The organism is Puniceicoccus vermicola, assembly GCF_014230055.1.
GTDB lineage: Bacteria > Verrucomicrobiota > Verrucomicrobiia > Opitutales > Puniceicoccaceae > Puniceicoccus > Puniceicoccus vermicola.
The window spans coordinates 1-25,801 of the sequence record NZ_JACHVA010000138.1; the positions used below are offsets into that span (position 1 = coordinate 1).

The 25,801-nt window shown below is 58.8% G+C and carries 24 protein-coding genes; 7 read left to right on the forward strand and 17 right to left on the reverse strand.

Features of this window, described 5'->3' with window-relative positions; all coding sequences use genetic code 11:
* The coding region (locus H5P30_RS19530) for an integrase core domain-containing protein (protein ID WP_185694572.1) at positions 1-256 on the forward strand (256 nt) is incomplete at its 5' end.
* A gap of 168 nt (positions 257-424) precedes the next feature.
* Here the strand turns inward: H5P30_RS19530 and H5P30_RS19535 are convergent.
* The 16 genes from H5P30_RS19535 to H5P30_RS19610 are packed head-to-tail and all read right to left on the reverse strand — an operon-like array spanning position 425 to position 19,541.
* Positions 425-1,612: an FtsZ/tubulin family protein gene (locus H5P30_RS19535; RefSeq protein ID WP_185694600.1), complete on the reverse strand. Its 1,188-nt coding sequence runs from the start codon at positions 1,610-1,612 to the stop codon at positions 425-427.
* A gap of 2 nt (positions 1,613-1,614) precedes the next feature.
* Positions 1,615-2,823 (reverse strand): cell division protein FtsA, encoded by a 1,209-nt coding sequence (gene ftsA / locus H5P30_RS19540; protein ID WP_185694601.1) that lies wholly within the window; start codon positions 2,821-2,823, stop codon positions 1,615-1,617.
* 45 nt (positions 2,824-2,868) lie between these two features.
* A complete protein-coding gene (locus H5P30_RS19545; RefSeq protein WP_185694602.1) occupies positions 2,869-3,774 on the reverse strand; it encodes a cell division protein FtsQ/DivIB in 906 nt (301 codons plus the stop codon).
* Positions 3,771-4,697 (reverse strand): D-alanine--D-alanine ligase family protein, encoded by a 927-nt coding sequence (locus H5P30_RS19550; protein WP_185694603.1) that lies wholly within the window; start codon positions 4,695-4,697, stop codon positions 3,771-3,773. Before H5P30_RS19550 ends, H5P30_RS19545 begins: the two co-directional genes overlap by 4 nt.
* Positions 4,694-6,910, reverse strand: coding sequence for a UDP-N-acetylmuramate dehydrogenase (gene murB, locus H5P30_RS19555; RefSeq protein ID WP_185694604.1), 2,217 nt, complete (start codon positions 6,908-6,910; stop codon positions 4,694-4,696). The genes H5P30_RS19550 and murB overlap by 4 nt, the downstream gene beginning before the upstream one ends.
* The gene (locus H5P30_RS19560) at positions 6,907-8,061 is read right to left on the reverse strand and encodes a UDP-N-acetylglucosamine--N-acetylmuramyl-(pentapeptide) pyrophosphoryl-undecaprenol N-acetylglucosamine transferase (protein WP_185694605.1); all 1,155 of its coding nucleotides are present in this window, start codon (positions 8,059-8,061) and stop codon (positions 6,907-6,909) included. Before H5P30_RS19560 ends, murB begins: the two co-directional genes overlap by 4 nt.
* A complete protein-coding gene (locus H5P30_RS19565; RefSeq protein ID WP_185694606.1) occupies positions 8,061-9,218 on the reverse strand; it encodes an FtsW/RodA/SpoVE family cell cycle protein in 1,158 nt (385 codons plus the stop codon). Before H5P30_RS19565 ends, H5P30_RS19560 begins: the two co-directional genes overlap by 1 nt.
* A gap of 39 nt (positions 9,219-9,257) precedes the next feature.
* On the reverse strand, positions 9,258-10,514 hold the full coding sequence (locus tag H5P30_RS19570) for a muramidase family protein (protein WP_185694607.1): 1,257 nt from the start codon (positions 10,512-10,514) through the stop codon (positions 9,258-9,260).
* Between the two features lie 60 nt (positions 10,515-10,574).
* Positions 10,575-11,813, reverse strand: coding sequence for a Mur ligase family protein (locus H5P30_RS19575; protein WP_185694608.1), 1,239 nt, complete (start codon positions 11,811-11,813; stop codon positions 10,575-10,577).
* 50 nt (positions 11,814-11,863) lie between these two features.
* Positions 11,864-12,964, reverse strand: a complete 1,101-nt coding sequence (mraY, locus tag H5P30_RS19580) for a phospho-N-acetylmuramoyl-pentapeptide-transferase (RefSeq protein WP_185694609.1) — start codon at positions 12,962-12,964, stop codon at positions 11,864-11,866.
* A gap of 3 nt (positions 12,965-12,967) precedes the next feature.
* Entirely contained in the window at positions 12,968-14,389 is a 1,422-nt protein-coding gene (locus tag H5P30_RS19585; protein ID WP_185694610.1) for a UDP-N-acetylmuramoyl-tripeptide--D-alanyl-D-alanine ligase, read from the reverse strand.
* Between the two features lie 10 nt (positions 14,390-14,399).
* Positions 14,400-15,989, reverse strand: a complete 1,590-nt coding sequence (locus H5P30_RS19590) for a UDP-N-acetylmuramoyl-L-alanyl-D-glutamate--2,6-diaminopimelate ligase (protein ID WP_185694611.1) — start codon at positions 15,987-15,989, stop codon at positions 14,400-14,402.
* A complete protein-coding gene (locus H5P30_RS19595) occupies positions 15,986-17,767 on the reverse strand; it encodes a penicillin-binding transpeptidase domain-containing protein (RefSeq protein ID WP_185694612.1) in 1,782 nt (593 codons plus the stop codon). Before H5P30_RS19595 ends, H5P30_RS19590 begins: the two co-directional genes overlap by 4 nt.
* A gap of 16 nt (positions 17,768-17,783) precedes the next feature.
* Entirely contained in the window at positions 17,784-18,149 is a 366-nt protein-coding gene (locus H5P30_RS19600; RefSeq protein ID WP_185694613.1) for a hypothetical protein, read from the reverse strand.
* Entirely contained in the window at positions 18,146-19,075 is a 930-nt protein-coding gene (rsmH, locus tag H5P30_RS19605) for a 16S rRNA (cytosine(1402)-N(4))-methyltransferase RsmH (RefSeq protein ID WP_185694614.1), read from the reverse strand. Before rsmH ends, H5P30_RS19600 begins: the two co-directional genes overlap by 4 nt.
* 16 nt (positions 19,076-19,091) lie before the next feature.
* Positions 19,092-19,541: a division/cell wall cluster transcriptional repressor MraZ gene (locus tag H5P30_RS19610; RefSeq protein ID WP_185694615.1), complete on the reverse strand. Its 450-nt coding sequence runs from the start codon at positions 19,539-19,541 to the stop codon at positions 19,092-19,094.
* Positions 19,542-19,787: 246 nt separating this feature from the next.
* Here H5P30_RS19610 and lpxA point away from each other — a divergent pair, with 246 nt between their 5' ends.
* From lpxA to accD, 5 genes are all read left to right on the forward strand, one after another.
* Entirely contained in the window at positions 19,788-20,648 is an 861-nt protein-coding gene (gene lpxA, locus H5P30_RS19615) for an acyl-ACP--UDP-N-acetylglucosamine O-acyltransferase (RefSeq protein ID WP_185694616.1), read from the forward strand.
* Positions 20,626-21,645 carry a 4-hydroxythreonine-4-phosphate dehydrogenase PdxA gene (pdxA, locus tag H5P30_RS19620; protein WP_185694617.1) on the forward strand — a complete coding sequence of 340 codons (1,020 nt, stop codon included), beginning with the start codon at positions 20,626-20,628 and terminating at the stop codon, positions 21,643-21,645. Before lpxA ends, pdxA begins: the two co-directional genes overlap by 23 nt.
* Positions 21,642-22,394, forward strand: a complete 753-nt coding sequence (gene truA, locus H5P30_RS19625; protein ID WP_185694618.1) for a tRNA pseudouridine(38-40) synthase TruA — start codon at positions 21,642-21,644, stop codon at positions 22,392-22,394. Before pdxA ends, truA begins: the two co-directional genes overlap by 4 nt.
* Entirely contained in the window at positions 22,381-23,136 is a 756-nt protein-coding gene (locus H5P30_RS19630; protein WP_185694619.1) for a ComF family protein, read from the forward strand. Before truA ends, H5P30_RS19630 begins: the two co-directional genes overlap by 14 nt.
* Positions 23,137-23,199: 63 nt before the next feature.
* Positions 23,200-24,069, forward strand: a complete 870-nt coding sequence (gene accD, locus H5P30_RS19635; protein WP_185694620.1) for an acetyl-CoA carboxylase, carboxyltransferase subunit beta — start codon at positions 23,200-23,202, stop codon at positions 24,067-24,069.
* 239 nt (positions 24,070-24,308) lie between these two features.
* Here accD and H5P30_RS19640 read toward each other — a convergent pair whose 3' ends face one another.
* Positions 24,309-24,704, reverse strand: coding sequence for a hypothetical protein (locus tag H5P30_RS19640; protein WP_185694621.1), 396 nt, complete (start codon positions 24,702-24,704; stop codon positions 24,309-24,311).
* 104 nt (positions 24,705-24,808) lie between these two features.
* Here H5P30_RS19640 and H5P30_RS19645 point away from each other — a divergent pair, with 104 nt between their 5' ends.
* Positions 24,809-25,603 (forward strand): fumarylacetoacetate hydrolase family protein, encoded by a 795-nt coding sequence (locus tag H5P30_RS19645; RefSeq protein ID WP_185694622.1) that lies wholly within the window; start codon positions 24,809-24,811, stop codon positions 25,601-25,603.
* Positions 25,604-25,801: the final 198 nt, after the last annotated feature.

Genomic DNA, 25,801 nt, shown 5'->3' on the forward strand with positions numbered 1-25,801 from the left:
CCGCGGTATCTCGGTGAGTATGACCGAAGTGAATCATTGCTACGAAAACTCACAGGCCGAACGGCTCAACGGCATACTTAAGCAGGAATACGGACTCGGGAGAAAACTCCCGTCAAAAGCGATGGCAGCAAAGATGGTAGAGCACGCTATCGAGTGCTTCAATACGATCCGTCCACACCGTGCTCTGGAAATGAACTACCCGGAGCGAGTCCATCGCCGCCCCGCCCCCATGGGGGCGAATGTCTCCCTTAATTAATCCTCTTACAACGCAAACAATAACCAAAACTATACTGACAACTTTAAATCAGGATTGGACACGATTTCACGACTCATTCGACGTTCGAGGTTTAACGTTCCGCACAATTCTGGCGCGCTCGCAACGGCCGTCGAAATCGCTGTCGCGCTTCCGCTACGGGGAAGCGGATCAGCTCTTGGGCATGGGGATCTTGATTCCGCGGCGGAGGAAGGTGGGCTTGTCGAGGTCTACTCCGTTGTAGGCTTCGACATCCATTCGGCCGAAGAGGCCGCGTTCGTTGTGCTCGAGCAAGGTATCGAATTCGGTCTGAACCCGTTCTTTTCCGCGACGCGGGCGTTTTTGGTCCAGTTTGGATTGGTGGACGGTGACTCTCTCGGGGAGGCGCGGGCGGGAAGCGGCGGAGAGGTCGGTGCGGGCGAAGACGGTGACTTCGATTTGATCGCCGAGGGACGGATCCTCCCAAAAACCAACGATAGCGCTCTCACGAGAGTCGAAAAGTTGGGTCACGGCTTGGGTGAGTTCAGAGAATCCGGAAACGGAAAGGCCTCCACCCGAGCCAACACTGACGATGAGGCGGTCCGCTTTGACGCGCTCCATACCCGCCGAGCGGAAGGGGCAGTTGTAGATGGCTTTGGCGACGGCTTCGACGCCTTCTTCGACTCGGACCCGGCAGGTCGAAAAATGCATACGACTCTCGTCCCCTTTGAGAGCATTGCGAAAGGTAGCCAGATCAGCGGACATGATCCCGGGTCGAAAGATCGGCCCGATCAGGGCGGAAACGGCCCGGAACATCCATTCATCGGACGAGTCGAAGAGCTGGTCGGCGCGATCGGATTCCTCCGCCTCCTGAAAAAGGAGATCATTGGGCAGCTCGACCACGCAGTCCGCACCTTGGCGAACTTCGGAAAGAGCCTTGCGAGCGATGGTGGCCGGTCGTTTCCCCTCAAACTCGAAGGGGGTCGAGACGAGGGCTACAGTCGGGGTCCCGGATTCTCCGGCGAGAGCGGTGATCCCCGGGAGGGCACCCGAGGCAAAACCGCGCCCAAGGCAGCCGACGACGATGACTAGATCGTAGCCCGACAGGGCTTGGGAAATCTGTGCGCGATCGCTTTCCGCAGCAAGGCGGCCCATTTCATCATCCCCCCCGCAACCGAGGCCACGGAGCAGCGAGCGCCCCAAGCGCATGGAAGAAATCTCCGGGTAGCGGTCGAGCTCGCGGGCATCGGTGTCGAATCCCATGAGGTCGATATCGCCGACCATTTCGGTACGGAAACGCTCGAGAACCCGCATCGCTCCCCCACCGGCTCCGACGAGACAGACGGTCGATTTCTTTGCGCTGTTGGATTCTTCACTCATGGTCATCCTTTAAAGAGCCGTGAAAATTTCCGGACAACGCCCTCCGGCTTCCGCTTCGGGGCCTGCACGCGCTTGTCGGTCTGGCCTTCCAAGGCGTAGTGGAGGACGCCGAGAACGGTGCTATACTCGGCCCCGCGCAATTCGTCCGCCACCCACTCCGGGTTCTGAGCAAATCGGGCCGAGAAACCAAAGACGCGCTCGGCGAGATCGGCACAGCGAGGCAACCGCGCGCCACCTCCGGTCAAAAGGGCACGTACGGCACCGTTCTTCAAATCATTTTGACCACACTCGTCCCGGATCAGCTCGAAGAGTTCCTCGAGGCGCACTTCGAGGATGCGGTTGATGGAGGAGGCGTAGAGCGATTTGTCGCCTATCTTGAGATCGCCGTAAAGATGGTGGGTGCGGCCCTGATCCTCGGGGAGAACCGTCGCCGCCCCATGACGAATCTTGAGATCCTCCGCTCCTTCGCGGACAATCCGCAGACCGACGGAAAGGTCGTTGGTGAGGTGCTCTCCGCCCACTGGAATTGAGCCGGTGCGGACGATGCAACCGCGGCGGTAAAAGGCGTAGTCGGTCGTGCCGCGGCCGACGTCAATGACGAGGCAACCCGACTTTTTCTCCTCTTCGGAGGCCACCATGCAGGCGGAGGCCACGCTGGCGACAATGACGTCCTCGACCTTGATGTTCTGGCTGTTGACGACGTGAATATGCTCGGCCACCGCTTGGGAATTGCCGTGCAACAACCAGTAGGTGACTCCGAGCTCCTCGCCTTCCATGCCAACGGGATTTTCGACAAAGCGTCCGTCGAGCAGGTAATGGTTGCGGATGAAATGGATGTAGAGCCGATCCGAGGCGATCTCCTTGCCCTTGGCTTCCGCGTTCACGCGCTCCACGTCGGCGGGGGTGACCCGGTTATCCTGACCACGAACGCGGGTTCGCGCCGGATGGGAAATGCCGTCGAGATGCGATCCGGAGACGGCGAGGTAGGCGCTTTCAATGTTGGCCCCGGCGCTGGTTTCGGCGAGATCGAGGGCCTCGCCGACTTGGTCGCTCGCATCCCGGAAGTTGACGACCCGCCCCTTGGAGACTCCGGCCGATTCCACTCGGCTGCGCCCGATGATGTTCAGACTCTGGTCCTCAAAGACTTCGCCGACCAGGACCTTTACGTCCTGGCTGCCAATTTCAATCGCTGCGACAACCTTACCCGACATCTACTTCTTCCTCTTCTCTCAAACGACCGCCTAATTGTCGACTTTTCATCTGCGGGATTGCTCACCTGCAACCACTGGCACCGTTTCATCATAACGGAGGTCGACCCGTTCCAGTGTTTCCATTCCCCGCTCGCGGGTCAGGTCGACAATGTCTTTCAAATTCATCAGCTCGGCGCCGAAGTCTTCGACCCCAAAAATGATTTCTTTCACGTTGGTCGCCCGAACCCGGATGGCCGAAAACGAAGCAGCGGGATCCGGATCAAAAAGGGACAGATCCACGATCCGCCAAGTGCGATAGACTCCCGGGTAGGCACTCTTGGCCGTATCGATCAAATCGGCGACCGTGCGGAACCCGGGAATGGGGGCGAAGCCCGCCGGAACTTCCACGAGCTGAACACCGGTGAGGAAAGGCATCCTCCTTGTCTCCGAGGGGTCGCGGCCCAATCCGGGGAAGACGGTCCCATCCCGGGCGACAAAATAGGTCGCCGGGCCACCATCGGGTCCACGGACGCGCAGACGCAGAACGGGCTTTCTTTCCTCGATCTCAATGTAGAGAGTGGAGGGAAATTTTTTCCGGATGATGCAGCTTTTGACCTGTGGATGACCATCGATCTGGCTCTTGAGGTCGAAGATATCGAGGACATTCAGATCGGGATCCTCGGGGAGCTCCAAGCGGGCGATCAACCAATCCCGGCCCAGGGAACCGTCGGTCTCGAAAATCAACTCTTCGACGGGGGCTTCTCCGCCGGCCTGAAAGACACTCTCCGGCTCAAACAGCAGGAGGAAGGAGACGAAGATCAATCCGACCGAGAAAGCGATCGCACCGACCCAGACGAGGATGTCTTTTCCGCGACGACGACGGCGGGTTCCGGCCGAACGCGGCACCTTTTGCTGAATACTCTTCCAAGACCGCACCTGTGTGGGTCCCTGACTACGCCGTCGTGAACTCATCTTCTCCGTCTTTGAAACCGGTTAACGGCGGGACTCACCAGCTCCACCGCCAAATCCTCAAAGGACAAACCACGACAGGCCGCGCTTTTGGGGAGAAGACTCTCGGCTGTCAGCCCCGGAATGGTGTTGATCTCGAGGAATCGAGGCCCGTCGTCGCTCAGCCGGAAATCGACCCGGGCAAAATCCCGGCAACCGCAAACGGCGAAGACCGTCTCGGCCCAGTGGCGGATCATGCTCTCCTCGTCCGGCTCCAAGACCGCGGGGGACCGGTATTCCGTCTTCCCGGCCGTATACTTGTGCTCATAATCGTAGACGCCCCCCTGAGGGACGATCTCCACCACCCCCATGCTCAAGCCGTTGAGGATGCCAATCGAAACCTCACGACCCTCGATGAACGACTCCAGCAACCAGTGGCGGTTCGGCAAAGTATCGAGACGCCGCTGCAACTCCCCTGCCCCCTCGACAATGGAGAGAAAAGTGCTGCTGCCGCCGTCGACCGGTTTGACAACGATCCGGCGACCAAGCTTTTCGCAGATCGCCCGACAATCGATCACCTCTCCCGGCGAGAGGACCATCGAATCCGCTCCCCGGACCCCAGCGGCATCGGCCCGCTTTTTGGCCTGCGCCTTGTTCATGCAAAGAGCGCTCGAAATGGAATCGGATCCAGAATACTCAAAGCCTCCCTTTTCGAGGAGAGACTGGAGGCCGCCATCCTCCCCAAATTCACCGTGCAGGGCCGGAAAGATCAGGCTCTCCCGGGGATCCAATCCCTTGGGCAGCGAAGCCTCGCGCAACTCAATGCCGCGGACCTTAAAATCACACGACAAAGCTTCCAGAACCGCCTTTCCGGTGACGATCGAAACATCACGCTCCGCACCCACGCCCCCGTAGAGGACGGCAATCTCGCCAGCAAAATCCTTCATCGCGCACGCTCCGTTTCCCGGGACGCCTCTTCGGAGAAAATCGACCGGAAGCCCTCACGGCCCAAAAACTTGACCTCGGGCTCTAGAGTTACCCCAAACCGCTCGCGCACCTCGTCGCGGGCCCGTTTCATGACCGCCACGACCTCGGCCGCCTTCGCGCCCGATTCGGGTTGAATAAAGTTCGCGTGCTTCTCCGAGATCCGCACCTTCCCGATGCCCTGGCCCTTGAGCCCCGCTGCATCGATGAGCCGGCCCGCCGAATCGCCCTCGGGATTGCGAAAGAGACATCCCGCGCTCGGGCCGCCGGGCTGGCTCGCCCGCCTACGGGAGGCAAACTCCCGCATTTTCTCCCGGATATTCTCCGGTCGGTCTGTTCCGCAAATATGAAACACGGCGCGGATTATGCAAAGGCCTTCCAACTGAGGGCAAGAACGATAGCCAAAGGATAGCGTCTCTCGCGAAAATGAAACTAAACGTCCTGCGGCATCCACGGCGTCGACCTGCTGGACGAGATCGCCCATCCAGCCTCCCATGGAGCCCGCATTCATCCGGAGCCCTCCGCCAATGGTGCCCGGGATCCCCTCCATAAAAGAAAAACCCTCAAGCCCCTGCCCTGCGGCCCAGCGGGCCATGCCCGGCATAGTCGTTCCGGCCCCCACCGAGACCGACGTGCCGTCGGCGGAGACCTGCTTGCCCTCCCAAGGATTCCCCCCGAGATGCACTACAAGCCCCTCAAATCCCTCGTCCGAGACGAGGAGATTCGATCCGTTGCCGACAAACTCGACCGGAACCTCCAGCAAATGAGCGGTGCGGAGGAGCCAGCGCAGTTCAGCAATCGATCCGGGGGCGACCCACAGCGCCGCCTCTCCGCCGATCCGCATCGTCGTATGCGGGCCCAGTTTCTCCTGCTCCCGCACGGTTCCCAAATCGATGGCTCGGCGGGCAAGATCGGCCAGGGCTGCGACGCGGGTTGGGCTCTTTTCAACAGCGGCAAGAATCGGAGCCCACTCGTTGGCATCCCCGGCGCCGATGAAGGCAAATGTTCCCGAATGCGGCGGAAAATCACCGAGCCTCTCGACCCGTTTCACCCGAACTCCTCGCGCCTCGAGTCCCTCGCGGATGGATTTCAGCGGATTATTTCCCGGTCCCGGGTTTTCCCCCGCCCCGTAGATCGAGTGCAGAACCACTTCATCGAGACCCGACAGCGCTTCGACAAATTCGCCGACAAATCGGGTCGTCCGGCTGAAGCGGTGGGGTTGGAAAAAGACACGCAGGGGCTGAGGAAGATTTTGGCTCTCGAGCCAAGACAGGAAGGCCGAAACTTCGCGTGGATGATGGGCGTAGTCCTCGACCACGGCAAAATCAGTCGCGCGCGCATGAAAGGTCTGTCGCCGCCAGACGCCGGGGAATCCCTCCAAAGCGCTCGAGGACGGGGCTGATCCGGTCGCAGTGGCAAAGGCCAGGTCGGCCGCGTTTGCATTGCGCGCAAGGAAATCGGCAGCGGTATCGTCAAAGCTCACGCGAGCCCGATCGGGCAACCAAGTCGGCTCGAGGGCACCCGCGGGAGTTTGCGGATGGATCACGGTACCGGTCGTCCGCTCGGCGAGGCGACTCCATGCCCCTTGCATGGCGGAGGGATCGCGGTACCGGTCGGCATGGTCCCAGTCGAAATTGAGAAAAACGGAAATCTCCGGGGAGAAGCCTTCGATGGTGCCATCACTCTCATCGACCTCTGCGATCAACCACTCGCTGCCGCGATTTCGCGCTGGCGTCAGGCCACGCTCGGGGAGACCCCCAATGACAAAATCAGCGTCCCATTTCTCGCGCACGGCCAAGTGAGCCAGCAAAGCGGTTGTCGTGGTTTTACCATGACTTCCAGCAACGGCGATAAATCGGCGGGTCTCAGCCAACTTGGCCAGCAGCTCCCCTCGCCGGAGGATGATCGGAGGATTTTCGCCCGCGCCCACGGTCTGCAAGACCGGATGCTCCGGGCGGATGGCACTGGAAATGACGAGAACCGTGCAATCTGACGAGGTGGGGAGCGAGTCCCACAACCGCACTCCGGCACTGCGCAACAAGGTCTCGGCTCGAGGCGTGAGGCCATCATCGAGCCCTTCGACTTCTGCACCACCCTCTCGCACAAAAAGAGCGAGGGGCAGCATTCCCATGCCGCCCACACCTAGAAAGAAAAACTTCTGGTCGGTCAGGTTCACAAAGCCTCTCCTTCCGGGGCGGGCTTCTTCTGCCAAAAGCGCCACCAACTCTGATTCGGCCCATCTGCCGCAACTTGTTCCAGATCGGCTACGAGGTCTTCCTTGCGGTTCGCATCCTCGATCATGATCAGATTCTCGCGCATGCGGTCGAGGAAGTCGGGGTTGCGGTAAATCGAAACCACTTCGTCAAAGAGATTCTCCAAATAGGCCTGATCCAGCACGATACAGCCCCCCTGGGCCTCGAAGTAGCGGGCATTCTCCATCTGGTGATTGTCCGAAGCGTAGGGAAACGGGATGAGGACCGACGGGATGACGCATCGCGCCATCTCTGCAATCGATCCGGCCCCAGCGCGGGAAATCGCCAGATCCGCCGCCGAGAGGACCAGATGCATCGAATCGCAAAATCCAACCGACTCGTAGCGGCGGGTTTGCCCCCGGCTATCGATCTCCTCCAGCACGCCTTCCGCACCCTTCCCCAATCCGCGGACACAGTAAATGTCCATCCCCTCGGAAAGGACTTCCTTGCAGTGAGAATCGACCCACCCGTTCAAGGCCGAGGCTCCCTGGCTGCCGCCAAAAACCACGAGAAGGAATCCATCCCGGGGCAAGCCGAGCTTTTCCCGGGCCCATCGCCGCGGAGTGCGTCGGAACTCTTTGCGAACCGGATAGCCGTAGTAGCGAACCGTGCCCACGGAGACGCGGGAGAGGCGGACCCCTGTCGGCAAGTAAATCCGGGTGGCAAAGCGTTTGAGCAGTCGGACAGCTCTCCCCGCCTTACGATTGGCTTCGTGCAGAGCGATCGGAATTCCGCCCAGGGAGGCAAAAAGAACAATGCCGAGGGAGAGGAAGCCCCCAAAGGCCAGGACGACGTCGGGCTTCTCGCGCCGAATGATCCCGGAGCCCGCCAAGAGTCCCCGAAAGAACCCGAGAAAGAAGCGGGCGATTTCCGCCGGACTTTTTCCAAAGGCAACCCCCGGCACCTTGACGAAATCGAGATGCTGATAACGCTGCACGAGCCGCGAATCGACCTGCTTATTGCTGATGACGAGGGCACATTGGTGCCCACGGGAGAGAAGCTCTTCCGCAACAGCGATCCCGGGAGAGAGGTGCCCTCCGGTTCCACCACAGACGATGAGGAATTTCTTGCCCATTATTCGATTTCGACGGGTCGCTGAATGACAGGTGCTTCCCAATCGCGAAAGGCACTGAGAATAATCCCGGTGAGGAAGCAGACGACCACTAAATTCGATCCTCCGTAACTTAAAAATGGTAGCGACATCCCCTTGGTCGGGAGAAGTCCGGTGACCACTCCCATATTGATCATGGCCTGTCCGACGATGAATAACAACGCCCCGAAGACGACGTTAAACTCAAAGAGGTCCGGGGCTTTCCGAAGCTGGGACAAGGCCAGGATGGTGAATCCAGTGAAGAGGAGAACGACGCCTCCGGTGGCGAAGAAACCGAGTTCTTCGCCAACCACTGCAAAAATGAAATCCGTATGAGCCTCCGGCAAAAAGCTGAGGTGCTGCCGCCCTCTTCCGGGGCCGGCCCCTTCCAGTCCTCCGACGCTGAAGCCGAGAATCCCCTGCCACAATTGGTAGCCACCCTCGCTGCGATTCCCCTCCATATCGAGAAACGAGGTCACCCGGTCCATACGCTCCGGACTGTGAAGGATAAGGACGGTGATCGCGACCGCGAGGAAGAGGACTGCGAGAAAAAGAGCGCGAAACGGTGTTCCGGAGGCAAGGAGGATCGCGCCGGCCACGGCGAGATACAAAACGGTGGTCCCCAGATCGGGCTCAAGGATCAGCAACAGCCCGAAGGGAGCGACCAGAAGAGCCGGAATAATAAAACCGCGAATGAACTCATTCATGCGCCGACCGTTGCGATGAACATACCACGCAAAGAGACAGAGGAAGCCGATCTTCCCAAACTCGGAGGCCTGGAATCGCATCGGGCCGAGATTGATCCAGCGTCGCGCCCCATTCACCTCGACTCCGATTCCCGGGAGAAGAACCAATACCAGCGCTACGAGCGCGAGCAAGGCTGCGGGCCAGAGAATGTATCGCATGCGACGGACTCCAAAGAGAAAGGCCACCAAACCTCCGACGAGTGCGATTGAAAACCAAACCAGCTGACGGGCGAAGTAACTACCGAGGAGCGAGTCCGACGATCCCCCCGCGCTGAGGAGTACCGTCAAGCCGATCGAGGTCAGCGCCAGTACGCAAAGCAATAGAAGCCAGCCCCGGATGGGAAAGCTTCGCAGGCTACTCCATCCTCTGGCCTCTCCTTTATTGCGATCATTCACCGGAATTAAAGGAGTGGACGGCCCTTGAACCGGCCCGGATCAACCGCCCGTAGAATCGCGGCGTTCGACCGGAACTTCTTCCACTCCACCAAAGTCCTCAAAGATTTCTGCGCCGAAGCCTTCATCTTCTCCGAGTGCCTCGGATTCGACAGGGCTCGGTCCGCTTTCCGGAATGATTTCCGGTGCGGTCGGTCCGACTTCCTCAGCCGTAATCGTCTCCTCCTCCGTAACGTTGAAGGAGTCCATGGCGCTCGGGGCGCGGGCCGGAAGGAACGGCGTGGTGTTTGAAGATGACGGCGAGGAAAGCTTGGAGGTCGCCGAAGCCGGGCGGACCTTCAGATCCGTCCCCGCACGAAGACGGCGGGGATCCGAGATGTTATTCACGGCCAGCAACTCGGAAACACTCATCCCGTAACGATTGGCGATGCCGGAAAGAGTTTCTCCGGACTTCACTTCATGAACGGCGGTAAACTCCGAAGGATTGACCGAAACGGTAGTCTGCTCTTCTTCGACAACCACGATCTCACCAGGAACGATCAGCTTCTGGCCGATGCGGATCCGGTCGCTGGACATGTTGTTCAAATTCTTAATGCGGGAAACCGAAGTTCCGGCACGCACGGCGATCTCCGAAAGAGTGTCGCCTCGGCGCACTTCATAAATGGTCGTGCCCGGCACCGTTTCTTCTTCGATCACGGTGGTGGTTTCCGAAATTTCGCCATAACCGGAGGGAACGAGGATCTCCTGCCCCACTTTCAACTGGCTATTGCGGTCCATCCCGTTTGCTTCGAGAAGCGCCGGAAAGGAAACATTGTACTCCTTCGACAATCCCCAGAGGGTATCGCCGCTCTGAACGGTGTAAGGAACGTAGCCGGCCGTCGGTCCGGAATCCATAGGCGAGGCTCCACTGTTGAACCCTCCCCCAAGGCCGGGATTGAACAACGGCTCCGAAGGCTCAGGACCGAAAAGAGGTTCCATCGGCTCAGGGTCCGTACCCATGTTCCCCATGCCACCCGCGGTGCTGGTGGGACGCGTGGGAGTCGAACGAACGCGGGTCGCGCGGCCGTCTTCACCGGATCCGGAAAACCCGTTATTAAACGAAGGATCAATATCCTTCGAATCAACGGGGAGACCTTGTTCCTGGGCCAAGACCGCTTTCGGGACGGTGACGTTTTGTTTCTCGCGTCGATACTCCTCCCATTGACGATCAATGGACTGGCACCCCTGCTGGAGAAGAAAGGCTCCGATGAGGAGAATGTGACCGACGACAACTAGGCTAAATACTTTGAAAAACTTCATGAGCGAGGAATAAGAAGATTCACTGCGAGAGCACCCCTCTAGCAAACGTTAAATTCAATTTTAGATAGATTCTACGCGGTTTAAAAGCCCCAAAACCCACTTCCGGAAAGCTTCTCCCCTTTCGGAATAACCCGAAAACTGGTCGAAACTGGCAAATCCGGGGCTGAAGAGAAGATTTGCCGTGGAAGAAGAATGAGAAAATGCGGAGCTGGCGGCCTCTTCGAGGCAGCTGTGAACCCGCACCGGAATCCCGGTTTTTTCCAGGAAGACAGCCAGTTCTGGACCGGTCCGCCCAAAGAGATCGGCCGAATCGATCTTTTTCGCGATCTCAGCCGCAAAGGCTCCCAAATCGCCGCCCTTGGGGGCACCTCCGCCAATCCAGCAGATGGGAGTCTCGATCGAGTCGCAGGCCGCCAAGGCCGCATGGAAGTTGGTCGCCTTCGAGTCGTTGAAGAAAGAACGCCCTTCATGCTGACCGATGGGCTCCAAGCGATGCGGCAATCCCTTAAATTTCAGAGCCACCTCCCTCAGCGAACGCGAATCTCTTCCGGAGGCGATCCACCAGGCGTGGGCCAAATCATAGAGCCGGGAAAATGGCGCGCGGGAGAAGATTCCAGAGGCGGGCCGATCCGCTGCGACTTCCGCGACGGAGAATAAATTCCCGGGGATGGAGAGGCCAAAGGATCGCGCCGCAATCTCGACATCCGGACCTGCGTAGACCGGCATCCCGCTTTCGACCAGTTTCCACTTCGCACGGAAATAATCCTCCAACGACGGATGCCAATCGAGATGATCCTCGTCAAAATTGGTCCAAATCGCGGCTTCCGCGACCGGATCCGCCCAGTCGAAGAGTTGGAAGGAACTCATTTCGCAGACCGCCCACTCCACCGTCGATTCCTCGGCGGCCAAGGCCGAGAGGGGCTTGCCAATATTTCCACAAACCGCCGCCGTCTCTCCCGCGGCATTGAGGGCCTGCTCCAGCAGAGAGGTAAGAGTGGTTTTCCCGTTTGTGCCGGTCACGCAAAGAAGCGAACCCTCCCAAGCCGAGGCTCCGAGTTCCAATTCGCCCAACAACGGAATACCCGCCTGCGCGGCAACTGCGCGCCAGGGATGGTTTTGGGCAAACCCTGGGCTGATCACGCAAAAGGGACACTCGCCCCGCTTCGGGGAAAAAGTCCGCGAAGCCTCCGGCGCCCGTTCGTCGAAAAGCTGCGGCTCGAGCCCGCGGCGTTCGAGCAAGGTGGCCACGGCGCGACCACTCATCCCCGCTCCGAGAACCGGAATGCGTTGCCCTTTCAAATCCTCCGGTGAGATCCGGTGTCGTTTCTTGCCTGAACACCCACAAGCCATCAGCGTATACGGAGGGAAGCCAATCCGGCGATTGCACAGAGCAGGGAGATGATCCAAAACCGAATCACGACCTTGTTCTCATGCCATCCCCGCAGTTCGAAATGGTGATGGATGGGTGCCATCAGGAAAATTCGCTTCCGCCGGGTTTTATAGGAGCCGACTTGGAGAATCACTGAAACCGCTTCGAGCACGAAAATTCCCCCGACGATCACGAGCGTGAATGGCTGGTGGATCAAAAATGCGACGATGCCGACCAGTCCCCCGAGTGCGAGTGAGCCAGTATCGCCCATAAAAACTTCGGCCGGGTGCGCATTATACCAAAGGAATCCGAGGCTGGCCCCGAGAAGTGCAGCGCAGAGAACCGCGAGCTCCCCTGTTCCCGGCAAAAAGCTGATCAACAGATAGTCCGAAATGATCGCATTGCCGGAGAAGTAAGCCATGAGTCCGAAAGCCATGGCTGAGGTCACCGTGCAGCCGATCGCGAGGCCATCGATGCCGTCCGTGAGGTTGATGGCGTTGCTCGATCCGGAGAGGATGAGAAAGAGAAAAGGAAAGAGGACCCAGATCGGCATCGAAGACAGAACGACGTCCTTATAAAATGGAACCCACAGTTCGCGAACATTCTCGGAAGTTGCCGGGTGCAGGAGCAACACCGTCAGAGCGACCGCGGCGATAGCGGCCTGAGCGAGAAGCTTCAAGCGACCGTTCAGGCCGTCGCTATTCTTTCGGCTGACTTTGCGGTAGTCGTCGATAAATCCGATTGCCGTCAACCCGGCATACACAAACCAGGAGACGAGAATGTAGACGTTGGGCACGGCAAAGAGAAAGATCGAGATCGTGATCGAGCTGAAAATGATAAGCCCGCCCATGGTCGGCGTTTCCTTCTTCCCTTCGTGAAGAACGGCCAGCTGCCCGACCACTTCCTCGCTACGTCCTGCTTCCCGCATCCGGAGATTCTGCAAATACCGGATAATCTTCGGCCCCAGAACGAGCGCCAAAATAAAAGAAAACAACCCGGCCATCACCGCGCGCACGGTGATGAAGCCAAAGAGGCGCAAGGGCCCCCAGTAGGATTCAAACTGTTCGAGAAAAGTGAGCATTAACTATGATCTAAGGTTACCCGTTAGAGAATCGAGAATCTTTTCCAATCGGTATTTCCGGGAGCCTTTGAGAAAGATGACACCGTCGAGGTCCAGAACCGTGGAAACGATCGCGTCCACATCTTCGGCGATCGTCGGGCGGTCGCCCTCCCCCATTTTCGCCTGGAGTGTCGAAGCCATTTCCGAGGACATTCCTCCGACCAGAAAAACCTGGTCGCCCGGGACAACCGGCAAACCGGCTGCCAGCTTGCGATGCCAAGCCGCACTTGAACGACCGAGCTCCTCCATGCCCCCAATCACCCAAATGCGACCGGGTTCCGGAAAGCAACGGTGAAAATAGTTCGCGGCATCGGCAAAGGAGGAAGGATTGGCGTTGTAGCAATCGGCGTAAATCGTTCGCTCCCCGATCTCCACGATTTCCCCGCGCTGAGCAGTCGGATGCCACTCGGCCAGACGTTGCAAAATCAAATCGTCGGCAATCCCTTCTTCCCGCGCGACCATGATCGCCAGACAGGCATTTTCGATCATTCCGGCGGTGCCATCGGGAGCGGGAAAGACGAGATCCGAACCATTGCGCAAATGTACTTCGCACCCCTCGAGGCCGACCAAGCGGCTCAGGGCGTAGGTCCACAAATCCCCTTTGGGCGGGCGACATTCCGATTTCGACTGTGGGAGGATCCAATGCGTCTCGGCAAATGAAGCTTCGGTAAAGGCTTGGTGGGCTGCACACGAGGGCCCGAGAAAAACTCTCTCACTCGCCCGGGACGGCAGCACCGACTTCTCGCGGGCGACGCCTTCGACGGAACCGAGTTTTTCCAAATGAGCCGGCCCTACCATCGTCACCACCGCCACTTCCGGAGACAACATCTCAGCCAGCTTGGCCATTTCGCCCCCTTCATTGATACCGGCCTCGAGAACCGCCCGCCGATGATGGGGACGCAACTGCAGCTCGCAGAGAGGGATCCCGATAAAATTGTTCAGGTTGCCAGGGGTGACATAGGTCTCCTCCCGACCCAGAAGAAGACCGAGCATTTCCTTCGTGGAGGTTTTACCACAGCTTCCGGTGACGCCGATTACCCGACCTCCCCATCGTTGACGCCATGCCGCCCCGAGGGTCTGAAGAGCTTGGAGCGGATCGCTGACAATGATTTGCGGAAGGGAAAGTTGCGGATCGGGATCGCTCACGAGCGCTGCCGCTGCCCCACTCTCTTGAGCACGGCCGAGGAATTCATGGCCATCCCGCTTCTCGGTTCGCAAGGCGACGAAGATCTCCCCGGCTTGCAGAGAGCGCGAGTCGATCGAGAAGCCGCTCGCCCCGGCAAAATTTTCCTCGTGAACCCAGGAAGGACGCAGGACTTCGTTCAGAAAAGACAGGTCGAAGACTCGCGCCTCTCCGCCTTCCGCTACGATTTCCCCTTCCCTCATCGTTGAGTCTTCAAGCTCCTGGTTTGAGTTCTTTCACTTTAATCAGTTCACGGGCGACCTGACGGTCGTCGAAAGGAACAATCGTGTCCCCAAACTCCATGAATGCTTCGTGACCTTTTCCGGCGATCAACACGGTGTCGTCCGGACCGACTGCATCGAGAGCGAGGCTAATCGCGCGGCGGCGGTCTTCCACAAACTCGACCTGATCCGGCTTAGAGACGCCTTTTTGCATGTCGTCGAAAATTTGATCCAGCGACTCGGAGCGCGGATTATCGGCAGTCACCCAGCAGAAATCGGCAAAGGTCTGCCCGACGTGCATCATCAACGGACGCTTGCCGCGATCACGATCCCCACCGCATCCGAAAACCAGATGAACCTTCCCCGGAGTGATCTCGCGGAGAACTTCAAGAGTCGAACGGAGGGCATCATCGGTGTGAGCGTAATCGACGAAAACCTCGTAAGGTTGTCCGGTCTCCACCCGCTCCAGACGACCCGGCACTCCTTCAAATTTCTTCAGGACCGCTGCCACCTTCTTGAGGTCGCAACCCGACTCCGCCGCGACGGCAAGAGCCGCGAGGATGTTCGACAAGTTGAATCGGCCAGCCAGGTTGGCTTCCAAGGCGATTTCTTCCTTCGGCGTAACGAGACGAAAGCTCACTCCGGTACGGCTGAACTTTACATCCTCGGCCCGATAGCTCGCTTCGGGATGAGTCCCAAAGGTGATGCATCCTGGGCCTTCGGCGAGTTCGCCGGCGAGGCGGCGCCCGTAGTGGTCATCCAGATTGATGATTGAAAGCTTGGGAGTGGTTCCAATACCGCCGTCAAAAAGGCGGCGCTTCACTTGGTAATATTCCTCCATGCTCGCATGGTAGTCGAGGTGGTCCTGTGTCAGGTTGAGGAATACAGCCAGATCGAAGCTCATGCCTTGAACCCGGCACTGGTCGATGCCGTGTGAGCTCACTTCCATGACCGCCGATTTGCAGTCCGCATTGATCATCTGGCGGAAGAGCGAAAAGGTATCTACAGATTCTGGAGTCGTCTTGTAGGAAGGAACGGTGCGGCCGCCGAGATCGTAGTGAATCGTACCAATCAGCCCTGTCTTTCCATCCTCGGCAGCGAGCAGTTCGCGGGCCAGCCAAGAGACGGTTGTTTTTCCGTTGGTCCCCGAGATACCGACCGTGCGCAAACGGCGATCCGGCCATTGATAGAAATTTCCGGCGATGGCCGCCAAAGCCCGTGGCACCGATTTCACCTGGAGAAAGACCACCCCGGAGTGCATCCCGGGGGCATCCTCAGAAACGATTCCGGCAGCTCCGCGGTCGATGGCTTCTTCGACGAAGAGGCGACCATCTGTGCGGAGACCCTTCCGCGCAAAAAAGAGACTACCGGGAATCACGCGACGACTGTCCGTGATAATCGAGCGGACTTCCTGGTCGAGGGGACCCTTGTGCACCAGCACGTCGACTCCGGCAAGGATGTCCTTGATCCGCTGACCAGCGGGCTGACTCGGAGGGGTGCCCCCTCCTCCAAACGGGACGACGGTCGGTGACCAAAAGCGGTTCTCGATCAGGGTACTAATTTGAATTTCGGGTAGTCTCATTGGGTGTTCTCCGTGAGAGCCATCAAGGGGCCGCCAATGACTCCTGATGGAAGAATGTGTAGGTGGTGAGAAGCGGTTTCTGCGATGCGCCGGAAGACGGGAGCCGCAACGACTCCGCCATATCCAACGCCTTTGAGCTGAGGATCTTCAACCACGACGGTGATGACCACCTCGGGATGATCCGCAGGAAGGAATCCGCTGAAAGAAGCGACGTGATGGCGGCGCGAATACCGGCCATCGACAATCATTTGGGTAGTCCCGGTTTTTCCGGCGACTCGGAAGCCGTCGAGGAAGGCGCGACGCGCGGTTCCCTGTGGGCCGACAACTCCTTCGAGAAATCCTGCCATAGTCTCGGCAACTTCTTCCGAGACCACACGGTGCTCCTCGCCGGAATCAAAATTCAAGACGGTCTCTCCCTCGGCATCAAAGGCACGGCGAACGAGTCGCAATGGGCGACGCACCCCTCCGGCAGCAATCGTTGACATTGCCGAATGGACCTGGACCGGAGTCGCTGAAACCGCGTGTCCCATGGGAAGACGGGAGATGGTGAGCCCATCCCAATCCTTCACCGGGTGAAGGATGCCGCGAGACTCCGCCCCGAGGCGTAAACCAGTGCGTTCGCCAAAGCCGAAAGCGCGCGCATACTCATACATCCTCTGATCCCCCAGAGTCATCCCGAGGAGAGCGGCCCCGCGGTTACTGGACTTGATTACAATGTCTTTCACCGAAAGCTCTTCGTGGTCGTGGCTATCGGAGGGTAGACGAACGGTGCGTCCTTCGTATTCAACACGGGAAATGCCGCAGTCGTAAATCGTGTCCGGTTCGACCAGGTGATCATTCATGGCACCGGCCGAAGCAACGATCTTAAAGGTCGAGCCAGGCTCGTAGACGGTCGTCAGGGCTCGGTTCATCCAAGAAGACTTGGGCGACTCGCCGTGAAAATTCGGGTTGAAGGTCGGGCGGTTTGCCAAGGCCAGAATTTCTCCGGTGTCCGGATCCGAGACGATGATCGAGGCCGACTGGGGGCTATACTCGTCCATGATGAGATCTAGCTCCGACTCCACCTTGGTCTGCAAAACGAGATCCAGCGACAGCTCCACTCCCAGCCCGGGGCGCGGGGCGACCTCACGCCAACGAAATTGTGCCAACTCACGGCGGCGACCATCCTTTTCCGACTCACGCCATCCGTCCTGGCCTTGAAGGTAGAAGTCCATGGCTTGCTCGACGCCGTAGTATCCACTCCCGTCGTCGGCAACAAATCCGATCAAGTGAGCAGCCATCGAACCGGCTGGATAAATCCGCTGGTTCTTATAGTTTCCATAGACGCCGCGGATATCGAGGTCACGGATCTGGTCATACTCCTCGGGATACACCGCATCTTTGAGCTTCACCCAGCGCACAGAACGCACTTCCCCAGTCTGTGAGTTGCGCCGCTCTCTCTTTTCAAAGGCAGTGCGAATCTCTTCCTCGGGAATATCGAGGATCTTAGCCAATTCGGGGATCTTGGTAAAGTCTTCGCGCACCAATGACTGTGGATCGACCCCCAGCTCGATGACCGTCTGGGTCGAGGCCAGAAGATTGCCTGAGCGGTCGACGATCGGGCCACGCGGGGCCACCAAACGATCATAGCGATCGCGGCTTTCTTCCGCAAACTGTGCGTAGTGCTCACGGTCCAGAACCTGCAAATGCAGCAACCGCGCAAAGACACCGGCAAAGCCGAGAAAGATCGCGGTAAGAATCAGGCCATAGCGAAGAGCCCCTATGAATGGAGGTAGCACAGTCGAGTCGTCCTCATCAATCGTTGAAGGCCACTTCCATAGGCTCCCCGTAAGGAACCAAACGAACTACGCGGTTTCCATCCGCGTCAAAGGAACGCTCCACTTGAACGATCTGATGCCAGTCGGGACGCTTCAGGCCCGCTCCAGCGCGACGGATCAATTCATCCGGCCGATGCGCTTCCGCCAGACGGCTGCTCATGTAGCGGTTCTTGCGCTCGAGGTCCTGCAGGGTCTTCTCGTGTTCTTCGATCAGGCTAGCGGTCCGGCTGATCTGGCGCTGAATCCAGACCTGCGACAACCCCCCGAGCAACGAAACGGCAAGAAACACCCCGAGTAAAAGCAGGTTCAAGGGTGGGAGAAATGAGCGTGGAGAAGTTTTCATGATACAGCGATTTTGACGAGAACCCGGAGCCGGGATGAACGGCTGCGGGGATTGTTTTGAATTTCGGTCTCCGTCGGGCGGAGCGGGCGGGTAAAAGGAAGCTTGGCTTCAACCGTCCGCTCTTCCTGCGGACGGGAATCGTTCGCCCCCACGGGGCGGCCAGCCCGGGCGCGGAAGAAACGTTTAACGATGCGGTCCTCCAGCGAATGGAAGCTGATGACGGCCATGCGGCCCTCGGGGGCGAGCTTGAGGAAGCCAGCCGGCAGAGCGCTACGGACGGCGTCCAGTTCACCGTTCACGGCGATGCGGATCCCTTGGAAGCTTCGAGTCGCCGGGTGAAGTCGTCCCCGGGCGGCAGCCGCAGGCACGGCCGAGCGAATCAGGTCCGCTACGGTTGAGGTGCGGCTGAGCTTTCCGGTTCCGCGAGCGTCGAGAATCGCTCCGACGATGCGTCGCCAGAACTTTTCCTCCCCGAGGTCGCGAATCGCTTCCACGAGGGAATCTTCCGAAGCGGTTTCCAGAAACTCGGCAGCCGAGATCCCTTGAGTCGGATCCATCCGCATGTCGAGAGGAGCGTCGCCCCGAAAGGAGAACCCGCGGTCGACTTCGTCCAATTGGAACGAAGAAACCCCGAGGTCGAAGAGGATGCCGTCGAAGTCTGACTCCTCCAGGGAGCCGAGATCGCCGAAGTCCATCTTATGAAAGGAGAATCGCCCGGGGAATTCCTCCGCGAAACGCGCAGCCCGCTCCCCCGCAGCCGGATCACGGTCCAGTGCGGTCAGGTGGTTTGCCGGATTCGCCTCGAGAATGGCACGGGAGTGCCCTCCCCCGCCAAAGGTCGTGTCGAGGAAGCGGCCGCCACGGTCAGCGCCGAGTCCTTCGATGCATTCCTGCAAGAGGACGGGCTCGTGTCCGGAGGTTTTCATGTTCTGTTCCTGTGCCTCAGACATTGATCTGCTTCAGGATGCGGTTCATGAGGTCCGGATCGTTGAGATCCGTGCTTTCGTACTTCTCGGCGGAATGGATGCTGAAGTAGCTGAAGTTCCCGACGAGAACGGCTTTTTTTCCGATCCCCGCGTGGGAGATCAGCTTGTCGTTCAGATTGATGCGCCCCTGCTTGTCGCAGCCGAAGGAGTGCGCCATCGAACCGAGTTGGGTAATGAGCTTCTGACCTTCGGCATCGCCGAGGCTGATCTTGGAAACTTGCTCCTCGAAGCGGTCGATCATCTTCGGCGGGTAAACCGTAATGAAACCACCGGGATTCGGGAGGGCCAGATACACTTCGGCATCGTCTCCCTGAAACCGCCACTTGGACGGAATCGTGAGACGACCTTTCGCGTCAACGGAGTGCGAAAACTCCCCGACGTAAAAAGCTCTTTCTGCCGCGACCATTTATTTCCCTAGGAACCCATTAAAAACCGATTTGCCCCATTTCTCCCCACTTTGCCCCACCTGTCAACACATTTGCACCCCTCAGAACCCCCAAGTTATTCACAATTCAGGGTATCCAGATGCCCCTCAGACCGGCCTTAAGAAACTCTACTCGAGTATCTTACAGATAAATGAACAGGTCTGTCTGGTCGCGGTGGGGCGTTCCCCCACCCATTCCCCACCACCGACGCCCAACCGAGCGGCAGAATGGCGAACGAATCTTCCAACCGAGTCCCGCATGATGGCGTCATCTCTTTCCTTGCGCAGAGAATCCTCCCGACTTACGGTCGCCGCATGATTCATCCGACAGCGATCGTCGACGAACGAGCAGTCTTAGGAGAAGGGGTCGAGATCGGCCCTTTCTGCATTGTGGAAGGAGCAGTCGAAATCGGGGATCGGACCCACCTGGCCCCGAATGCCATTATTCGGAAGAACACCCGGATCGGAGCGGATTGTAAAATCGACTCCTTTTCAGTGATCGGTGGCGAGCCCAACTATCTCGGCTTCGACCCGGCCACGCCTTCCGGAGTCACTCTCGGCGACCGCTGCGTCATCCGTGAATCCGTGACCATCCACCGATCCATCCACGCCGATACCCATACGACGGTCGGCGACGAGGTCTTCATGATGGCCAATTCCCATCTCGGACACGACTGCATCATCGGAGATCGTGTGGTTATGGCCAACACGAGCGCGATGGCGGGCCATGTCACGGTCGGAAACGATACTTTTTTTGGCGGGGGCGCGATGGTCCACCAGTTCGCCCGGATTGGCGAAGGGGCGATGGTCGCCGGACTGTCCCGCATCACCCGGGATATTGGCCCCTTCATCCTCGTCGGGGAGCGGGACGAGATCAGCGGCCTCAATCTTATCGGCCTCCGCCGCCGAAAGGTCCCGACCGAGACAATCCGGGAGCTCAAGCATTTGTATCACGCCATCCTTCGGAGCAAAGGGAACCCCATCGAGAACGCGGCCCAACAAACCCGCCCTTCCAGTCCCGAGGCCCGGACCTTCCAGGAATTCTTTATTTCAAGCAAAAGAGGATATGCCAAAAACGTCGTCGCCTGAGATTGAAACGCAACCCAAGCCACAGGAGGCCGCCGACCGGCCCCTGCCAAAACCGATCGCCATTACCGGTGGAGACCCGGCAGGCATCGGACCCGAGATCGTCGAGGCCTGGTGGGAGAAGCAAACTTCGAATTTCACGGACTACGTCTTCGTCGGCCCTCCGGACTGGCTGACCCGACTCAACCACATCCGTCCGGTGCGCGGAGTGGAGATCGGACGAACTGGCACTACCCCCGGCCGCCCTACCCTCGAAACAGCCCGGACGGCCTACGGCTGCCTTGAGTCCGTCGCCAATGGCTGCCTCGTCGGCTCCTATAGTGGAGTCGTCACCGCACCTGTCAGCAAGTCCTGGCTCGCCAAAGCTGGCTTTCCCCATCCGGGACAAACCGAATTTTTCGCCGAACGCTGGGGTGGCGATCCGACCATGGCCTTCGCCGGAGGGCGGATGCGGGTCGCTCTCGTCACTTGGCACATTCCGATTCGGGAGGTCCCGCAGGCGATCAGCCGGGCCAACTTGGTCCGCACGATCCGCCATGCCGCGATCCTCGCCCGAGCCACCGCCGATCTCCAAGAACCGCGCATTGGAGTCTGTGGGCTCAATCCCCATGCGGGTGAAAATGGTGTCCTCGGTCTTGAAGAGAGAGATTTCATCGATCCGATTCTCGCAGAACTGCAGCCGGAATTTCCCGGTCTCTCCGAGTGCCTGCCAGCCGACACCCTCTTCCTCCGCCACTTGGAGGGCGAATTCGATGTGGTCGTCGCGCTCTATCACGATCAGGGGCTGGGGCCGTTAAAGACAGTCGACTTTGATTCGGCGGTCAACGTCACCCTCGGCCTCCCCTATGTCCGGACCAGCCCCGACCACGGGACGGCCTTCGCCCTCGCGGGCCATCGCGAGGCCTCCCCTCAAAGCTTTTGCAACTCCGTTCATCTCGCCCGGCTCCTCATCACCCACCGCGAGGATCAGGGGGACTCCGCCACCGCGACGCAAGAATGAGCCGCTGGAAGGCCATCTGCTCCTACGACGGGACTGATTTCACCGGTTGGCAGAGTCAGTCGACCCGGGATGCGGTTCAGGATTTTCTCGAGCACGCTCTCAGCCTGGTCCTCCGCAAGCCGATCCGGATCCACGGCGCCGGGCGGACCGATGCGGGAGTTCACGCGCGGGGCCAGTGCTTTCATTTCGACCACGACTGGAAACATCCGGGTGAGGCCCTCGTCCGAGCCATCAATACAAAACTTCCGGGAACGGTTCGACTCGTGACGGTGGAGCGCGTCTCCGATGACTTTCACGCTCGCTTCTCCGCCCGGGGGAAACGCTATGAATACCGTTTCAGCGAGAATCCCGCGACCCCATTCTCGATCCGCTACCGGTGGAACCTTCCAGGAAGCTTTGACCCGGGCAAGGTGGTCCCGGTTCTCCCCGTTCTGGCCGGATCCCACGATTTCACCGCCTTCGCCGGAAAGGTCATCGACGCGGAGAACCCGGTGAAGACGCTAAAGGTCCCCGAGTTGATTGATGAGGGCGGCGGAGATTGGATCCTCCGCGTCGAAGGCAACGGTTTCCTCTATCGCATGGTCCGCTCCCTGGCGGGTACTTTGGTACGGGTCGCCTCCGGAAAACTTGCCCCCGCGCGAATCGGGGCCCTCCTCGAAGAAAAGCAACGGACTCCCGAGGTCCATACCGCTCCCGCCTGCGGTCTCTTTCTCGACGAGGTATTCTATGAGGAGGATGACCTCTCCTAAGCTCCAGAAATCCGCCTTCTCCCACTGGGCCAAGTCTCTGCTGGACCTCTTCTATCCCCGCAATTGCCTCCTTTCCGGAGAACCCCTCGGCGACGGCGAGTTTCTCTACCTGACCGACTGGGTTTCCCGCCGCTTGCCCGTCATCCGCGATCCCCGCTGCCCCGTCTGTGGGCACCCGTTCTTCGGCGATATTGAAGAGAGCCCCGTCTGCCAACATTGCGAAAACCTGCGCCCCGTTTTCCGCCAAGGCCGCTGTGGCTACCTTCTCAAACGGGATACTCGGACAATTCTTCACTCCTTTAAATATCGCAAGAAGGCCTATCTGGCCCCGGACATCGCCCTCCTTCTCGCCAAGGCCCCCGGCTTCCTCGAATTTATTCAGGATGCGGTGATCGTCCCAGTCCCCCTCCACCCGAGAAAACTCCGGAAGAGGGGCTTTAACCAGACCGAAGAGATTCTCCGTCACCTCGAACCCCATGTGCCCGGAGGACTCAATATCCGTCCACTGCTTCAAAGGCTCGTCGACAACGATTCACAGACGCGGGCCGATCGGCAGGAGCGGATGAAACGCGTGAAAGGAGCCTTTGGGATCGCTCCCAACGCAGAGATCCCCGATTCTCAGACTCGCTGCCTCATCTTTGACGACGTTTTCACCACCGGAGCGACTCTCAATACCTGTGCTCAAATCCTTAACAAAGCGGGAATTCGGCAAATTGATGTCGCTGCCTTTGCACATGGATAAAAAATTCCTCGCCTCGAAAAGCCGCCGTCGTCTAGCGTAGTAAGTTAATCCTTTCCCTAATACATGGCACTTTTCAGCAAACCGAACTATTCCCGAGTCACCGTTAATCGCAAGGACATCCCCAAGGGGCTGTGGACGAAATGTCCAAAATCCGGCGAAATCATCTATAATAAGGAGCTCGAGCAGAACCTGATGGTGGTGCCCAAGAGCGGCTACCACTTTCCACTTCCCGCGCCAGCCCGCATTGATTCTCTGATCGACGAGGGGACCTGGGAAGAAAAAGACAACGATCTGGTATCGGTCGATCCTCTTCAGTTCCGTGGCCCCTCCTCCTCCTATCCGGAGAAGCTGGAGCAGTATCAGAAAAAGACTCAGCTGAAGGACGCCGTTCTCTCGGGTCACGGTGAACTCTCCGGGATTCCGGTGAACCTGGCCGTCATGGATTTCCGTTTCCTTGGTGCCTCCATGGGTTCGGTAGTCGGAGAAAAGATCACCCGTGCGATTGAACGTGGGCTCGATGAGAAAACCCCGGTCATTATCGTCTCCACATCCGGTGGAGCCCGCATGTACGAAGGGATTCTCAGCCTCATGCAAATGGCCAAGACCAGCGCCGCTCTCGGCAGACTCGCCGAAGCCCGCCTGCCCTACATTTCTATCCTGACCAATCCCACGATGGCTGGCGTCATGGCCAGCTTCGCCTCATTGGGAGACCTGATCGTCGCTGAACCCGCAGCCCTAGTCGGTTTTGCCGGTCCTCGCGTCATCAAGGAAACCACGCAGCAAGACCTACCGCCCGGCTTCCAAACCTCCGAATTCCTTCTCGATCACGGGCTGATTGACCAAATCATCCCCCGTCTAGAGATGAAGGCCCGTCTCACCCACTTCCTCACCGCCTTCACCGGCCGGAAGCTCGAAGAGACCGCCGCCTCCTAAAAAAGGCTTCAGAGAAAAAGCGTACCACAGGCTGCCAGCCTGTGCGTTCATCACAGGGCGAACCAACCCTCCGAAAAGTTCTAGCCGCTGAACAGGCCAGCCGAGGAAAAGTACCACAGGCTGCCAGCCTGTGAGGATTCCTCCAAAGGATCCCTTCATCTCGGGGGAGACCTCCTTCCCCTCCGCGCGGAGCGTCAACTCTTCGCGAGCCTCTCAGGGGATACGCTGAAACCCAGTCCTCAACCCAAAGCTTCCAGCCGCTCCTGCAACTTCCGGATCCTCTTCGAATTCTTCGCAAAGATCACCGCGGCGACCGCAAACAGGCAGAGACCGAATCCAATGCAGAAGATTGAGGAAAACGAGAATGAATTCAGAAATCCTCGAGAGCTCCCTTCGGAGTTTTCCTGGACCCGACGGACGGTCTCAAACCCGATGATCTGAACAAACAGACCAAACCCGACCAGCGGGAGACAAAGACGCATCCGCCAGTCTCCGAGGCTCTGCTTCTCCTCCTCCAGCCACTGACGCTCCGACATCCCCGACTGATCCCCGTCAAAGGTGTCACCCGAAGACGTTTTCAGCTCCTTCAGAATTTGCTTCTGTTGCAGTTCGGTGTGCGGATCTCCGTAGCTCATAAACTGATCCTATGCGAATTCCTCCCTGCGGCAAGCTTGAGTGCGAAACTCGTCCCTGAGCAAAGATGTTTGAAAGCCCGGCGGGATGGCGTCAGTTTTGCGTTATGAGAATCGCGAGAATCCTTACGGTCGGCGGCCCGACTTATGCAGTTCAACACGCCGGGGGAGGATTTTCCCGACTCGAAGGAGACCTCTTCGGAGATCTACACGATACGGGAGAAGCGATCGAAGGCTCACTCCTCACCCCGCTCGTTCCCCCGACCATCTACTGTATCGGACTCAACTACCGGGCCCACGCCGAAGAGACCGGGAAAAAAGTGCCGGAGTTTCCTGTCGTCTTCATGAAATCCCCAACCGCCCTGCAGCACCCGGAAAAGCCGATTATCCTCCCTGACGAATCCGTCACCCAGACCGTCGACTACGAAGCTGAGCTCACCGTCATTATTGGGAAGGACTGCAAGAACGTCTCGCGCGAGAAAGCCCTCGAGGTAGTCTTCGGCTACACTTGCTCCAACGACGTCAGTGCCCGCAATTGGCAAACCCCACGCGGAGGGGGACAGTTTTGCCGGGCCAAGACTTTCGACACCTTCTGCCCTCTCGGCCCCGTAATCGTCACCGCAGACGAAATACGAGATCCGGGACAACTCCGGCTCTCGACCACTCTGAATGGAAAGACCATGCAGGACTCCAAAACCGAGGACCTAATTTTTGACGTCCCAGCCCTCATCGAATTCTTGAGTAAGGATACCACCCTCGCCGCCGGAACCATTATTCTCACCGGCACCCCTCAGGGAGTTGGGGTCGCGCGGGATCCAGCCGTCTACCTCAAGGATGGAGATGTCGTCGAAATTTCAATCGAAGGAATCGGCTCCCTCCGGAATCCCGTTCAGGCCAATTAATCGCGAAACTGGCACCTACTCTGACGACGACGGGGAGCTTTGTTCTCTCATACCGAATTTAGTAAGTTTTGACCGTTATGGTGCAGCGCAGAATCGAAGCAGCGCAAGGCGCAGGGATCGGATTCGTATCGAGATACGCTCCGATCCCTGCAACGCCGCGACCTTCGATTCTGGGCGCATCCCCCCTGGGACGGGCGG